Here is a 14,605-nt window from a genome sequence, read left to right on the forward strand (position 1 = left end):
TCGATGATCCGGGCTGAACCGCTATCGCCGGATTGGCCTTGGATATCGGCATAGCCTGGCCAAGCGGAAGCGCGAGATGCAGCGGACCGTGCGATAGCGGCAGCTGGCCACAGACCCAATATGGCTCTGCCTCAATTCGTGTGATCGTGGTGCTGCTTGACGGCTGGAACGGAGACTGGGCTGATGTGGCATGATCAAAAATACAAAATGGGCGCTTGGATCTGGCCTCGAGCTCTTGGGGTCGGAGTGCCGCGACGGGCGCTGGACGGTCTCGGCCGTGGGACGGGGAAGCGCTCGTTGTCCCGGATGTGATGTGCGATCTAGCCGGCGTCACGGTTGGCAGGTTCGCCTTCTGCAGGACCTGCCGGCTCAGGGGACGCCGGTTACGCTACGCGTGCGCCTTTCACGATGGCGATGTCAGAAACAAGGGTGTGCGCGCAAGACGTTCAGCGATCGGCTTCCCACAATCGCCGTACCGTCTGCTCGAAGGACCTGCCGGGTGGCCGATTTGACCAGGCTTTTCGGCCATGCCGCCGGCGGTCGTCCGGCAGAGCGCCTGATGGCTAGCCTGGGGCTGCCACAGAGTGATGACACGATTTTGCGCCATCTCAAGCGCCATGCTGGCGGGCCCGCCGAGGCAGCAACGGTGCGGGTGGTCGGGGTAGATGACTGGGCTTGGCAGAAGGGGTTCCGCTACGGGACGATCATGGTCGACCTTGAACGGCGCGAGGTGGTTGACGTGCTGCCTGACCGTTCGGCAGAGGCCACCGGCCATTGGCTGGCGCAGCATCCCGGTATTGAGATCGTCAGCCGAGATCGCGCCGGTCTCTACGCGGAAGGCGCGCGCCGGGGCGCGCCGCAGGCCAAGCAGGTGGCTGATCGCTTCCACTTGCCGCAGAACTTCCAGAAGGCGATCGAGCAGCAGTTGAGCCGCGCGCCTCGGCCCAACAGCCAACCCTCGCCGTCGCTTACCGAGGCCGAGCCCGTGATCCTCGCTGAATGGATTGGTCACGGGCGGCAGCCAGCGTTGGTAGAACATCGGCAACTGGGTTCAATAGGCCGCAGGGCCGTTAATACGGACAAGTTCAACCAGGTCAAAGCTTTGCAACTTTCGCTAGTGGTCGAGTAGCTCGGCCATTCGGCTTCGCCCTCACGGATCCGGGCAGGCGGCTTTCCCGCACCCGGCTCTTCCTGGAAGTCACCGGCTGCGAGCCGTTCGTGGCGTCCATGGATGAGTGATTCGAGGTTGTGGCAAGGGCAAGCTTGAAGTCACAGCCTCGAACCAATCCCAGCCCATCCGTCGGTTCTTCTGGCTCCGCCGCCTGAGGCAGTTGAACCATATCCGCCGGACATCTTGCAGGAATCCGTTGAGGGAGCGCCAGTTATGCGGCATGCCATAGTAGCCGTAATGGCCTCGCAGCACGCTGGCGTACCAGTTGTGCTGCTCCGCCAGAGGAGCATGCATGTGCCGCCGCGCGTCCTGGCGCAACGCTGTCAGCTTTCGTGACAAGCGCTTGCTCTGTGTCTTGTGCTTGACGATGAACCGACCGTCCCGGGTCCACCCGCAATAGTGGGTGAACCCAAGGAAGGCAAAGGTTTCCGGACGCCGCTCGCCGCGCTGTTTCCGGGTTAAGGCCGGTAGACGGCCAAACTCGATCAGGCGCGTCTTGTCCTCGTGGAGAGACAGGCCGAACTTGGCCAGCCGGTCCTTGAGGTCGGCCAGCATCCGCCGTGCGTCCGCCGCGCTCTCGAAGCCCATGACGAAGTCATCGGCGTAGCGTACGATCGAGACACGACCGCGTGCGTTCCGACGGCGCCACTGGTGGACCCAGAGATCGAGGACGTAATGCAGGAAGATGTTGGCCAGCAGCGGGCTGATGCCCGCTCCTTGCGGCGTTCCCCTGTCAGTCTCGCGCCACTCATCGCTCTCCAGAATACCGGCCTCGAGCCACATCCGGACCAGCCGGAGGATTCGAGGATCGGCTATTCTATGCGCCAGCATTCGCAACAGCCACTCGTGGTCAACCGAGTCAAACGAAGACACGACAGACTACCCATCACCAAGACGGTACGGATTCGATCGTCGTCACTCGTAAACGGCATGTATTTGAAGGGCGTCAGCTCTTTGTCATCCGGAGCCTCATAAGACGGGGTGTCCCTGAGTTTCTTGTGATTTTGCCTGACGGGAGCCGCACTTTGATTCCCGCAGCATGGACGGACCGGAATGGCGGCTTGAACAGCAAGCCTTCGGACCCGCTGGCCGCAAGTGCAGATGGTCCCGAAAATCTTTGCTTGATCGGCGATTTGCTCAAGGTGCGCGTCGTCGTCGACGCTCTTTTGAGCCGACTCGCCGAGTCGGCCCCCGAACAGGAGGGCGACCATGCAGTTGGAGTTGGCATTTCCCGAGATTGCAGTGAAGCCGGACGAACCATCAAAGGGGCCTTGGGAACAGATCGATCCCGGGGCTCAGGGTGCCGCGCTGGCACTTCTCTCACGGCTGATTGCGCAAATGTTGGTCGCAAGAGCGGCCCCGGAGGGCGGCGATGAGTGATGCCATGAAGATAACGTCGAGCCATCTGGCTCGTGTGGCCATCGTCTACCTGCGCCAGTCCAGCGCCGCTCAGGTTGAGAATAACCGCGAGTCGACCGACCGACAGTATGCCTTGGTGAATAAGGCCACCGATCTCGGATGGGCTGGAGAAGATGTCCTTGTCATCGACGAAGATCTTGGCCTCTCAGGGTCCGGAGCCGTAGCGCGATCCGGTTTCGCCCGCTTGACCGCGGAGGTCGCGCTCGGACACGTGGGTATTGTTCTGGGGCTTGAGGTCTCGCGATTGGCCCGCAACAATGCTGACTGGTATCGACTCATCGATCTGTGCGGTCTGTCCAATACGCTGATCGGCGACGCCGACGGGATTTATCACCCCGCGTTGTTCAATGATCGCCTCCTGCTCGGACTGAAGGGCACGATGAGCGAAGCGGAACTCTATGTCCTTCGAGCGCGTCTCAACGGCGGGATCCGCAATAAGGCGGCCCGAGGCGAGTTGCGGCGCGGCCTGCCCGTCGGGCTGGTCTGGGGCGAGGCTGACGGCGAAGTCAGGTTTCATCCCGATGAAGCCGTCAGGACCACGATCGCCAGGATCTTTTCCCGCTTCGCCGAGACGGGCTCGGCTCGCCGCGTTTGGTTGTGGTTCCGATCCGAAGGGCTGCGCATACCGCTTCGGATGCACCAGGGGTGGGAGATCCTTTGGGTGGACGCCAGTTACCACGCGATCCATCAGGTTTTGAGCAACCCCGCCTACGCGGGCGCTTACGCTTATGGACGAACGCGTCGGGAGACCAAGCTCGACGGATCTGGCGTTCCCCAAAAACGCATGCGACACTTGCCGCAGTCTGAATGGCAAGTGCTGATCAAGGAGCACCATGAAGGCTACATCGACTGGCGAACCTTTGAAGCCAACCGGGTCCGGCTGGCGGGCAACACGCGCCCAGCGCCGCACAAGGCGGGCGGCGCCGTGAGGGAAGGGTCTGCGCTTTTACAGAGCCTGGGCACATGCGGACATTGTGGCCGGCGCTTGAAGACTCATTATAGCGGGCGCACCGCCGCCCCCGGCTATCACTGCGCCGGGAAGATCATCGTCGAGGGTCGGGGAAGCTACTGCCTCACCGTTGGCGGCGTGCAGATTGACCAAGCGTTCGCCAAGACCTTTCTCGCCGCGATCGAGCCCGCCAAGCTCGCGGCCACGCTCGCCGCCGCTGAGAGACTCGAGGCTGACAACGAGGCGACACTCAAGCAATGGCGGCAAGCCGCAGAGCGGGCCGCCTATGAGGCCAAGCGCGCGGAGCGGCGCTATCGCGCCGTTGATCCCGACAACCGACTTGTCGCCCGCGGGCTCGAACGCGAATGGGAGCAACGCTTAGCCGACCTGGAAAAAGCGAACGAAGACCTCGCCCGCCTGCTCGAGCAAAGGCCCCGCGTTCTCAGCCAAGAAGAACGGGGACGCCTCCTCGCCGTTGGAGCCGACCTTGCTTCGGTCTGGGACGCGCCGACAACGACGCCGCGCGATCGAAAGGAACTCCTGCGGGCACTCGTCGAGGAGGTGATTGTCTCGGTGGATCGCAACGAACCGGCCGCCCACCTCACTGTGCGCTGGAAGGGCGGCGCAATCACCGATGTGGACGTGCCCTTGCCGCGGTCTAGACCTGCGACCATCAAAACCGATGAGGAAACAGTCGACCTCGTCCGCCGCTTGGCCTTGCTCTATCCGGACACTGTCATCGCAGGCATACTCAATCGACAGGGCCGAACAACGGCGCGCGGCCTTCGGTTCGAAGCCAACAGGGTCAGCAGTCTCAGGACCCACTGGCGCATCCCCTGCTTTGAACCCAAGTCGGATGCCGGCGTCGGCGAGGTCATGACGATCGCGGCAGCGGCGACCGAGTTGAACGTTGCGCCCTCGACCCTGCATCGTTGGCTGAATGAAGGCATGATCGCCGGCGAGCAGGTGACCCCGGGGGCACCGTGGCGAATCCGACTGACCGAGGCACTGAAGGCACGCTTCACCGCCTCGGCCGGCGACGGATTCATCACCATGCAAGAGGCCACCCGTGCTCTTGGCGTCACCCGTCAGACGGTGTTGCAGCGTGTAAAGCGCGGCGAGATTCAAGCCGCCCACGTCACCAAGGGCGGAAAAGTCGGATTGAGACTAAAGCTTCCAGATCGCCAACCAACCCTCTTTGAACCCGCCTGAGGGCCCAATCGCGAGACAAAGCCAGCCATGAAGCCAGGACCAAAGCCCCTATCGAGAAGAACTATGAACCACACGGAGCGGCAAGCCCACTACAGAGCCAAGCTGGCCGCCCCAAAAAGCCGACTTCAGCGTCGGCGTGACGGCCGACGCCTTGCGCGAGATCTGCGATTTCGACCCATTCGAGCTGGAGAATGGGATCCCGCATCGAGGATTTCGGGCGCGACCGATCTCTTGCACGATGTAACGCGAAATACGAGCCTCGACGGATTTAACATCCGCCACCTCATATTCACCATAATAAACAATGAGATAAATAGCTTACTCAACCCGTGCCGAGCTATTTAAAAACCCTGAGGGCATTATGAAACAGCATCCAAGAAGCTGCGTATGTCGGCATCGAGCACCCAGTTCACGCGCTGGCTCATGATCGCCGTGTGTAACGACGCCAGAGCCTGGTGCGGGTTGCGCCCCGGCCGGAAGCCGTAGGAGAACCCCAGGAAGTCGACTTCGTAAATGGCGCTCAGCACCTCGGCTACCGCACTCTGGACGATCTTGTCTTCCAGGGTTGGGACACCGAGAGGTCGCCGGCCGCCATCTGCTTTCGGGATATAGACGCGCCGGACCGGCTGCGGCCGGTAGCGCCCAGTATGGACTCGTGAGCAGAGGTCCCGGAGATTTGTCTCCAGGTTCTGCTCGTAGTCCGATACCGTTATCCCATCGACTCCCGCACTGGCCTGCCGCTTCTGACGCCGGAATGCCCGTTCGAGCGCTTCGATGTCAATGTGATGCAACAGGGCCGTGAATCGGGTCTGGACGGCCGAACGGGCCGCCGCGTTCACCCTTGCGAGGTGGGATGGCATGGCGACCCGGCTCTGTGTCCGGACCCTGCTCCCCTCGCGCGGGTTCCTTCCAGGCTGGCCCCTTCCCTCGGCGCATCTCGTTTCCTTCGACGGCGTCATTGGTACTATGAACCAGTCCGACTCCCGACCTCAGCTCGAAGGGAGGCTCTGGTTTTCCCTCGCCTCCCTCCCCCGCCAGAGACCAATCTGGCGGACCCGGTCGGGCCTCTCATGTTCCGATGAATGCTTTCCATGCGTGATACGGCCTTCGACCCCGGCGAAGCGACGTTGTCTCGCGTAGCGACAACGCACGTACTGCCTTCGTGAGCTGGAACACACTCGGCCTTCGCGATCTTCCACATTTCGAGGCTCAATCCCGCACCCCACATGGCTCCTGTCTACACTTCAGACCCCGCGTTACCGCGACGCCCGCAAGACTCGGTCCCGGCCTGCCCGCTACGGCTCTAGCCGGATGAGACTTTCACTCACAGGCATTCATCAGCTTGGCATGACGTACTCCGCGCTCGTGGTGGAAATTGTTTGAATGATGCGGGTGGGGTTGGGCCTGGAGGTCGGCGTAGCCGGCCGGAAGGGCCAACCCCACCCGCAGACCGGGTTGAGGTGGCCATCGGATCGTTCGGCTAAGGTGGAGTTGCGAAGCTTCAACCCGAACCGAATGAGGACCCGATGACCGACGACAGATTACCCCTGGCCGAGCTTCTTTCCAAAGCTGGCGATGGCGATTTCCTGCGCAGTGTGGCGGAGGCGGTGGTGCAACTGTTGATGGAGTCCGATGTGGAAGGTGTGATCGGCGCCGGGCGGCATGAACGCTCCGGTGAGCGCACCACCTATCGCAATGGCTATCGCGACCGTACCCTCGATACCCGCCTCGGCAGCCTGCAACTCCGCATCCCAAAGCTTCGGCAAGGCAGCTACTTTCCGCCGTTCCTCGAACCCCGCAAAACTTCCGAGAAAGCGCTCGTTGCGGTGATCCAAGAAGCCTGGGTGAGCGGCGTGTCCACCCGGCGCGTCGATGATCTGGTGCAAGCCATGGGGCTCACTGGGATCAGCAAGAGCACCGTCAGCAAGCTCTGCAAAGATATCGACGACCGCGTCAACGCCTTCCTCGACCGCCCCCTTATCGGCGACTGGCCCTATCTCTGGCTCGATGCCACCTATCTCAAGCAACGCGAAGGGGGTCGCATCGTCTCAGTCGCGGCAATAATCGCTGTGGCCGCCAATACCGATGGCAAGCGCGAGATCGTCGGCCTGCACATCGGACCGTCCGAAGCCGAAACCTTCTGGGCAACCTTCCTCAAGAGCTTGGTGCGCCGCGGTCTGCGTGGCATCAAGCTCGTCATCTCCGATGCGCATGAAGGCCTCAAAGCCGCGATCCGCCGCGTCATGGGAGCATCCTGGCAGCGCTGCCGCGTCCACTGGATGCGCAACGCCCAATCCTATGTCGGCAAGGGCCAGCAGAGCATGGTCTGCGCCGCCCTGCGCCAGGCGTTCATCCAGCCGGACCGCGCCAGCGCCAGCCAGACGCTTCGCCACACCGCTGACCAGCTCCGCGCCAAATGGCCAAAACTCGCCGCCTTCATTGACGACAGCGAAACCGACGTCCTCGCGCACATGGACTTCCCCGCACAACACAGGGTCAAGATCCACAGCACCAACCCGATCGAACGGCTGAACAAGGAGGTAAAGCGACGCGCCGACGTCGTTGGCATCTTCCCCAACGAGGCGTCGATCATCCGCCTCGTCGGCGCCGTTCTGCTCGAACAAAACGACGAGTGGCAAACCCAACACCGCTACATGCAGACCGAAGCCATGGCAGAGCTCGCGCCGCCAACCGTCGAAATAATGCCACCCCAGATCGCCACCGCAGCAGAATGATCCAAGGCCACCTTATCCCACAACCAAATTACACCACGTTGACGGACGTGATCCAACTTTCCGGTCACCGCATCACCGCGATTGTCCGCCAGACGAAGTTCAGTCGGCGCACCGTTACGAAATGGGTGCAACTCGATGCGCTGCCAGAGCGCAACGTGATGGCGCCGAAGCCAAACACACCAAGCGGTTTTCACGACCATCTTGCTCGACGCTGGGCCGAGGGTTGCACGTCCGGGCGGGTCTTGCTGCTGGAGATCAGAGACCTTGGCTACACCGGCAGCCTATCTCATCTGGGTCGGCTTCTGGCGGGTTGGCACCGTGCCGGGCGCCCAGTCACTGTCGATGCCGCCACGGCTGCAACGCCCAATTTGATCGATCCATTGACCGGACATCTGGTCTCGCCGATCGTGGCCGCTGCATTGTGTGTCAAGCCACGCGGCTTGCTGACGGACGCCCAGGCGGCAAAAGTGGATGCGTTCAAGACAATATCTCCCGCATTCGCCACGATGAGAGCATTGGCCATGCGCTTCCGGGGCATTCTGCGCGGCGGCGACGTCGAAAAGCTCTCCGTCTGGCTGCATGACGCCGACCGCTCAACACTTTATGGTATTCGCCGCTTCGTCCATACGTTGCGCCAAGATTTGGCGGCGGTTGGCAATGCAATAACCGAAACCTGGAGCAACGGTCAGACTGAAGGTCAGATCAACCGACTGAAGACGCTGAAACGGGCGATGTACGGCCGTGCGGGCGTCGATTTGCTCCGCGCGCGAATGATGCCCTTCAGAGTCGAGCCGAATCACACGAATTGAGGCAGAGCCCTTTAAGGGAAACTGACAAGAGTCGACCCAAATCACACGAATTGAGGCAGAGCCCTTTAAGGGAAACTGACAAGTGCCGAGGCGCTCGCGGCCAAGCCGGCCGGCACGGCCGCCACGCCGCCGCCCGGATGGGGCCGCGTGTTCATGCTGGTGTCGTTCCGCGACAGGCAGTATCGCGCTCTGTGCCAGGGCGGTGTTGCAAACAAGATCGCCGACACGCTGGTCTGGGCCTTGTTTCCGATCTTCTATCGCATACAGGGGCTGAAACTTGCCAAAATCGGCCGGATTACCGGGCTGTATGCGATGGTCTGGGGCTTGTCACAGCTCTGGACCGGGCATCTGGCCGACCGGATCGGCCGCAAACCAACGATCGTTGCGGGGTTCCTGCTCCTCGCAGGCGGCATCGCCGTGACCGCACTCGGCACTGTGCCGATCGTCTGGTTTGTCGCCGCCGCAATCATGGGGCTCGGCATGGCGCTGCTCTACCCCAACCTGATCGCCGCGATGTCGGACCTGACGCCACCGCTCTGGCGCGGCAAGGCGCTCGGCACCTATCGGTACTGGCGCGACACCGGCTATGCGATCGGCGCCCTCCTGCTCGGCCTCGTGGCCCAGGTTTCGGATGCGGTTCGGCCGGCGATGTGGCTGACGGCGATGCTCGTCGCCGGGTCCGGCCTGTGGATCGCGTTCGGGGTCAAGGATCCGAAATCCAGGGACGCGCGAGCTCACTCATCCCCTCATTACGTAGCCGGCATGGAATTGCCGAATATGCCGCTGCTGCGCAGCATTTCCGTGAACCGCCGCATCAGGGGCAGTAGCCGGTGCTTCGGCATGTTCGGGATCAATTCATAGAGCATGCACCCCTGACGGAACAACGAGTGTGAGCGGGTCTTCGAAGTGTTGGACTTGAGCTGTCGATCCATTCCCAGGCTCTCGCCTGCCGTCCCGAGCATGGTCAGCAGCGCCATCGCAAACGCGCTGATGAGCAGCAGCCGATCGCGCCGCTCTGGTTCGGCGATGCGGATCTCAGCCATCCCCATCCCAAAACGCAAATCCTTGACGTCCCTGAAGCTGGGTTCGATCGTCCAGCGCCGGGAATATTGCTTGATCAATGTCCCTGCAGACGCCGCGGCGTCACTGCTCGCAAGGCACCATGGCTCCTTCATGTCACGGGCGTGTACGCACACCACGGCACCGACCTGATAGGCGTGCGAGGCGGTGACGCGTGCACCGCGCAGTTTGCGCGCCCGGCCCGATTTGCCGACCCAGTCCGCCGCGGTTCGCGTCTCGCCTGCGGCATCGGTGACATGGATGTTGCCACGAAAGCGAATGACATAGGCAAAGCCAAGCTCCGTAAGATACGCGAACAGCTTGTGGTCACCGAAGCCGCGGTCGGCCAGGATGGTCACGCGGCAGCCGGGCGGGACAACCTCCGACAGGCGGCGCAGGCAAGTATCCTCGATGGCGTTGCGCTGATCTTTCAATTCCTCTTTCCACATCGACAGCCACAACAGAGGCATCGCCCGGCCATGCTTGCTCACCAGGTTGAGCGCCAACGTTGCCTGATCGTCGCCGTCGAAATCCGTCCAGTCCATGGCAACGACGATGTCGGTCTGCGAACCCACCAGATGCGGTACCCAACGGGCGAAGCTTTCCCAGACGTCGATACTCTCGTTACTGAGCATGCGATCAACCTGCTTGATCGCGTGCTTGGTCACCAGCCCGCGCGCCTGTGCCAACGCCTGACCGATCATCGCGACGGCGAGCGACGCGCCGGTCATCACGCCCAGTGTCGCAGCAGACAGGGAGTCAACGCGTTTGGCGTGGAGATCGTGGGCATACAACTCGTCAATGAATGCGCGGATGTCCTTCAACCGCCCACCATCACGCTTTTTCGATGCTGCAATTCCCATGATCCACCCTCATCCATGCATTCCAACGCTTGGTAGAGAATCGCAGCGAATCGGCGCAATACCTAGACCTATGGAAAATGGGGGGATTCCTGAGATGAATTACCGATCTTTCAAAACGGTGTGACCGTCGCTGCAACGCGGGCGCAGATTTTGGCGGGGATGCAGCAGGCACTTGCATTGCCGCAAGGCAGCTTGCTCGGCGGTGTGGGTCCAGGCGTTGCAAGCCCGGTTCCAATTAGCATCGGGGCTAATCTGACCTTAAACGGCACAGTTCTCTCAGCTGCGGCCGCGCCTTTTGCGATCTCCGGGCTACCTGAGGGTGTGACGCCCAGTGCGAATGATCTGGTCCCGCTCGCACAAAGCGGTACGAATAAGGCATTGCCATACGCGGCATTCATGCAGGGGCTGGCCGATGTGCCCGGGATTCAAGCTGGTGGGCTGGAGGCGATTGCGGCAGGTGCTTCTGCGTTGCGGACCTTGGCAGCGATAGGTGCCAACGCCGTCGCGATCGAGGATTTTGGCGCCGTGGGTGACGGAGTGACCAATGACGCCGCGGCGCTGATTGCTGCGCTGGCATCGGGTAACCCGGTCCGATTGGGGCCGAAGACGTACAGAATCGATGGTGAATGCGATATCGGTGGCGCCAGCGCCGTGTTGCTGGGCGTTCCTGGCTCAACGGTCCTGACCCGGGGTGCGCAGAGTGCGGCTGGAACATCGAGCAATCCTGCCTGGATCAGTGTCGCGGCCATTCAATTCTTTGCCGACGGAATCGTTTTTGATGCCAATCGGGCGGTGACAGCTGACACCTGGGGCGTGGTGGTGCAGGCTTCATGTACAAACGCCAACATCACACGTTCGTTGTTTCGCAATGCCATGGGATCCATTTACGGCTGGGGGCTCGCGATTGCGCCCAGTGACCCGACACTGACCCGCCACCATATCCATGACTGCGAATTTACCGCCAACGCGGTAGATGGCATGTGGGTAGCCGCTTGCGATTCGGTCGCAGTGACCACATGTCGTGCCCATGGCAATGCGCGTAACGGGATATATGTCGATAGCCAGGATCCGACGTTTGTTTTGAAAATCAGGGATGTTCAGATCGTCGGCAATACATGCTGGAACAATCAGACGGGAATATCAGTCGGTAACTTCAATGCGACGAACACCGAGCCTGGCGTTTACGGCAATGCCAACCCCGATGTTCTTGGCGGACTCGTTGCGAATAACTGTGTATTTGACAACACAAATTATGGAATTTCGATATCCGGAAGAAATATTCTCGTATCAGGGAATTTGATTGTCAATAATGGGCCGGCCGGTGGCGGCATGCTAGCCAACACCGGTTACTGCCGGATTGCCGACAACATGATCACGGGTTCCGGCGGTTTTGGGATCGATGCGGGTGGGTCGATCTATGTCGAACTGACCGGTAACTATATCGATGGACCGACCATTGGGATCGGTATCGGTGGATCTCAAAACTGTGTGGTTCGGGGCAATTACGTTCAGGATTGCGTTGCGGGCATCATGGCCCTGAATGTTGAATCTGACGGACGGGGTAATAATTTTGGAATAAGCTGTAATAATTTATCAATTCAAGGTAATTATGTATGCTATGGCGCGGGGGGATCCGGGATCGTGTTGCGCGATGCACCCCAGCGTGTCGTAGTCGCGGATAACATCGTGTCGTCGGGTACAACGGGTAGTCCACTTAATGCGTTGCTCCCTTATACTGATTCTCTGCTTCTACATGGCAACATACTAAATTATGCTAACTCGTTCGCAGTGAACCCTACAAATGTGGGTGGCATAAATACCCTGGTATTTCCCGATCTGATCGATCGTATCACGGTATCACAAAGTATAGGTCTCGTTGAAAGTATACTGAGTGCGACGGCAGTTATGACGTCGGGACAGATTAGTTTTATCAAGGTAAATAACGGTGGATCAAATTACAGTAATGCAACGGTATTGATTACAGGAACTGGTAGCGGAGCTAGTGCTCAGGCGTGGATCGCCGGTGGTGTAATCATTGGGGTCACTATTACGAATGCGGGTAGTGGTTATGGCGCGGGCACTGCAGCGGTGATCAGCGGCGATGGCAGCGGAGCGACAATATCGGTTCAAGTTGGCTTGCCGGTGGTGCAGGGTCGGCGGCTAGCGGCTCATTGCATCGCGCCGATTGGATTTGCTGCAGCCGGTAGCGCACCGGCCCAGGAGAATTGGACGGGCGCCCCGATTACGGTGCCAACTGGTGCGACGATCGAATGGGCAGGGGAAGCTGGCGCATGGCAGGCCACGCGGTTCATGCAATCGGATTACGTTTCGCCGGACGGCGATGGCAGCGTGACGTTTCAGAGTCGGGCTGGTGATGTGAAGCTTTGTCCGGCCGCAGGTGGCGGGGTACGCTTAATTTCGACCACCGAGCCGACCGGATGCGTGACCTTGATCGGGCGTGGCTCGCCGGCCGGCGTTGTCTCGGCTGCACCAGGCTCCAGCTACAGGAATCTGGATGGCGGCATAAACGCGACGTTTTGGATTAAACAGACTGCGACAGATACTACCGGGTGGGTAGCGGTCGCTTAAGCTTTCGGCCGATTGGTTCCGAACCGTCGACAAGGATTTTTCCTATGACCACGATACCACAGCTTCCTACAGCCACTACCGTTGGGCTTACCGATCTCTTGCCGTTATCTCAAGATGGCACGCTCTATGCTGCATCGGTCGATCAGATCACCGCGGGTCTGCAGACCGAGATTGTGCTGCCGACCGGCGACGTGCTGGGTAGGGCGAGCGCCGGCACTGGGATGCCGGAGGCCCTTTCGCTGGGTGCGGGACTGGCGCTAGCGGCTACTACGCTCCAGGCGAACGGGACAGATCATTTGGGTTTCGGCTTGCTCGGTAGTTTCTCGACCGACGCCGAAGTCGTTGTAAACGCCGCGGGAGCGCCAAGTCGTCTGCCAATGAGCTTGTTGCGCGGTTTGTTCAGCGCAGGTGCCGGGATTGCTCTCGATTCCAACGGGACTTTTAGCGTGACCGCAGGCGAGATTGCGGGGCCAGCCGGGCCTCAGGGACCTGCTGGGGCGGCTGGACCACAAGGTGTTGCGGGGCCGGTAGGACCGTCGGGCGCCGGGCTACTCGCTCCGGGCAGCAATAACGCCGCCAGCACCATCGCGGGCAGTGATTACATCGCAATCTGGCAGAATGGTGCCAACGCATGGATTACCTATCAGCAGTTGATCGGTGGACAGACGATCGATCAGTTGCCTGCAGCTGGACCGGCTTCGGATTCAGATCAGCTGCTGGTCGCCCAGGGTGGTAACGCACTCGCGAGTCAGAGTTTTGCGGCGATCTGGACTTACGTGGGCAAGAAAATTCCGACCATGCGGGCGGGAGTGGTCGAGTTGACCTCAAACACCGTGCTCGATGCGACGAACCATAACCAGCGCGTGCTGGTGGTGAGTCAACCCCTTGTCTTATCCGCGAATTTCACAAATATGGGCAGTGGTTTCTCGTGCCGGGTGATCAATCTTTCCGGGGGCATTGTGACGATGGGTGTCGGCATTGTTTCTGGCACAGGTAGCAGCGTGCTGCCGCCCGGCGCGAGTGCTAATATTGTCGGCCTGACCTACTCCGGAGGCTCGATCGTTTGGTGGAACGGTGTGGCGCCGACGTCGCCGACGATTACGGTTGCGGCGATCTCCGCGCCAGCGCCGAATACAGCGTTTACTGTGAGTGGCGGTTTGTTCGATGATACTCCGGCTGCGCTTGATTATTCATTTGACGGAAGCCATTGGACGGCAGCGGTCACGCCGACGATCGATGCGACGTCGTATAGCTTCCAGGTCCCGGGAGTGGCTGCCGGGACATATACCATCATGGTACGCGATCACGCGAACACTGCAGTGGTTGGCACAAGTCCCCCGTTTACTATTACGGCAGCGGCGATCACAGTCGGAACCTTAGCGACATCCGTGACGGTTGGTAGCGCGATTTCTGTGACCGGAACAGTGGCGCCGTCTGGTGTGGCGGTGCAGGTCGGATTGTCTACGAGCAGGACCGTTGCGCCGACAGCGTACGTATCGGCAAACGTAAGCGGCGCAAGTTGGAGTGCGTCTCTGCCGACGGGTTCTACTGCCGGAACATATTATGTTTGGGCGGAACAGACAAATGATATAAGTATTCAGGTGGTATCGGGCGCAATTGTGGTCTCAGCCAGTGCTGCCTCGATCAATTACTCGATCAATCAACCGTGCCTATCCGGTTAAGTCAGACACCCACTACATGTGGGGTGGACCCATGCTCCCGAATAAAGCTGGGCATAGGTTGGCGCCTCGGCGCCGCCCGCGATGCCGAGCAACGAGCGGAAGGCGTTGAACGGATAA

General features: G+C 60.6%; 11 protein-coding genes and 1 pseudogene. 8 read left to right on the plus strand and 4 right to left on the minus strand.

The window, feature by feature from the left end; translation table 11 throughout:
* Positions 1–190 precede the first annotated feature (190 nt).
* Positions 191–1,129 (plus strand): ISL3 family transposase, encoded by a 939-nt coding sequence (locus AruPA_RS17605; protein WP_408858918.1) that lies wholly within the window; start codon positions 191–193, stop codon positions 1,127–1,129.
* Positions 1,130–1,198: 69 nt separating this feature from the next.
* Here the strand turns inward: AruPA_RS17605 and AruPA_RS17610 are convergent, their stop codons facing one another.
* Positions 1,199–2,044 (minus strand): reverse transcriptase domain-containing protein, encoded by an 846-nt coding sequence (locus tag AruPA_RS17610; RefSeq protein ID WP_265638065.1) that lies wholly within the window; start codon positions 2,042–2,044, stop codon positions 1,199–1,201.
* A 336-nt stretch (positions 2,045–2,380) separates the two neighbouring features.
* On the opposite strand from AruPA_RS17610, the gene AruPA_RS17615 reads away from it, so the two are divergent.
* Both AruPA_RS17615 and AruPA_RS17620 read left to right on the plus strand, forming a co-directional pair.
* Positions 2,381–2,551, plus strand: a complete 171-nt coding sequence (locus AruPA_RS17615) for a hypothetical protein (protein ID WP_265638066.1) — start codon at positions 2,381–2,383, stop codon at positions 2,549–2,551.
* Entirely contained in the window at positions 2,544–4,751 is a 2,208-nt protein-coding gene (locus AruPA_RS17620) for a recombinase family protein (RefSeq protein ID WP_265638067.1), read from the plus strand. Before AruPA_RS17615 ends, AruPA_RS17620 begins: the two co-directional genes overlap by 8 nt.
* Positions 4,752–5,110: 359 nt before the next feature.
* Here the strand turns inward: AruPA_RS17620 and AruPA_RS17625 are convergent, their stop codons facing one another.
* Positions 5,111–5,590, minus strand: coding sequence for a reverse transcriptase domain-containing protein (locus AruPA_RS17625; protein ID WP_265638068.1), 480 nt, complete (start codon positions 5,588–5,590; stop codon positions 5,111–5,113).
* 687 nt (positions 5,591–6,277) lie between these two features.
* On the opposite strand from AruPA_RS17625, the gene AruPA_RS17630 reads away from it, so the two are divergent.
* The 3 genes from AruPA_RS17630 (at position 6,278) to AruPA_RS17640 (ending at position 9,156) form a co-directional block, all read left to right on the plus strand.
* The gene (locus tag AruPA_RS17630) at positions 6,278–7,486 is read left to right on the plus strand and encodes an IS256 family transposase (protein WP_265638069.1); all 1,209 of its coding nucleotides are present in this window, start codon (positions 6,278–6,280) and stop codon (positions 7,484–7,486) included.
* The gene (locus AruPA_RS17635) at positions 7,483–8,295 is read left to right on the plus strand and encodes a transposase (RefSeq protein ID WP_408858920.1); all 813 of its coding nucleotides are present in this window, start codon (positions 7,483–7,485) and stop codon (positions 8,293–8,295) included. Before AruPA_RS17630 ends, AruPA_RS17635 begins: the two co-directional genes overlap by 4 nt.
* Positions 8,296–8,448: 153 nt before the next feature.
* Positions 8,449–9,156 carry an MFS transporter gene (locus AruPA_RS17640; RefSeq protein WP_265638070.1) on the plus strand — a complete coding sequence of 236 codons (708 nt, stop codon included), beginning with the start codon at positions 8,449–8,451 and terminating at the stop codon, positions 9,154–9,156.
* On the opposite strand, the gene AruPA_RS17645 is transcribed toward AruPA_RS17640, so the two are convergent.
* Positions 9,045–10,217, minus strand: coding sequence for an IS4 family transposase (locus AruPA_RS17645; RefSeq protein ID WP_265638071.1), 1,173 nt, complete (start codon positions 10,215–10,217; stop codon positions 9,045–9,047). The two genes, AruPA_RS17640 and AruPA_RS17645, sit on opposite strands and share 112 nt — an antisense overlap.
* Before the next feature lie 120 nt (positions 10,218–10,337).
* On the opposite strand from AruPA_RS17645, the gene AruPA_RS17650 reads away from it, so the two are divergent.
* Both AruPA_RS17650 and AruPA_RS17655 read left to right on the plus strand, forming a co-directional pair.
* Positions 10,338–12,806 (plus strand): right-handed parallel beta-helix repeat-containing protein, encoded by a 2,469-nt coding sequence (locus tag AruPA_RS17650; RefSeq protein WP_265638072.1) that lies wholly within the window; start codon positions 10,338–10,340, stop codon positions 12,804–12,806.
* Positions 12,807–12,850: 44 nt separating this feature from the next.
* Positions 12,851–14,488 (plus strand): collagen-like protein, encoded by a 1,638-nt coding sequence (locus tag AruPA_RS17655; RefSeq protein WP_265638073.1) that lies wholly within the window; start codon positions 12,851–12,853, stop codon positions 14,486–14,488.
* Here the strand turns inward: AruPA_RS17655 and AruPA_RS17660 are convergent.
* Positions 14,485–14,605: pseudogene (locus tag AruPA_RS17660) on the minus strand (IS1595 family transposase); the annotation flags it as partial. The gene AruPA_RS17655 and the pseudogene AruPA_RS17660 sit on opposite strands and share 4 nt — an antisense overlap.

It is taken from the genome of Acidiphilium sp. PA, from assembly GCF_026191915.1.
Classification (GTDB): domain Bacteria; phylum Pseudomonadota; class Alphaproteobacteria; order Acetobacterales; family Acetobacteraceae; genus Acidiphilium.

Bases quoted from the DNA above. Each gene is read 5' to 3' on its own strand.
- AruPA_RS17635 (WP_408858920.1), top strand. From the start codon at position 7,483: ATGATCCAAGGCCACCTTATCCCACAACCAAATTACACCACGTTGACG.
- AruPA_RS17620 (WP_265638067.1), top strand. From the start codon at position 2,544: ATGAGTGATGCCATGAAGATAACGTCGAGCCATCTGGCTCGTGTGGCC.
- AruPA_RS17645 (WP_265638071.1), bottom strand. From the start codon at position 10,217: ATGGGAATTGCAGCATCGAAAAAGCGTGATGGTGGGCGGTTGAAGGAC.
- AruPA_RS17640 (WP_265638070.1), top strand. From the start codon at position 8,449: ATGCTGGTGTCGTTCCGCGACAGGCAGTATCGCGCTCTGTGCCAGGGC.
- AruPA_RS17630 (WP_265638069.1), top strand. From the start codon at position 6,278: ATGACCGACGACAGATTACCCCTGGCCGAGCTTCTTTCCAAAGCTGGC.
- AruPA_RS17605 (WP_408858918.1), top strand. From the start codon at position 191: ATGATCAAAAATACAAAATGGGCGCTTGGATCTGGCCTCGAGCTCTTG.
- AruPA_RS17615 (WP_265638066.1), top strand. From the start codon at position 2,381: ATGCAGTTGGAGTTGGCATTTCCCGAGATTGCAGTGAAGCCGGACGAA.
- AruPA_RS17655 (WP_265638073.1), top strand. From the start codon at position 12,851: ATGACCACGATACCACAGCTTCCTACAGCCACTACCGTTGGGCTTACC.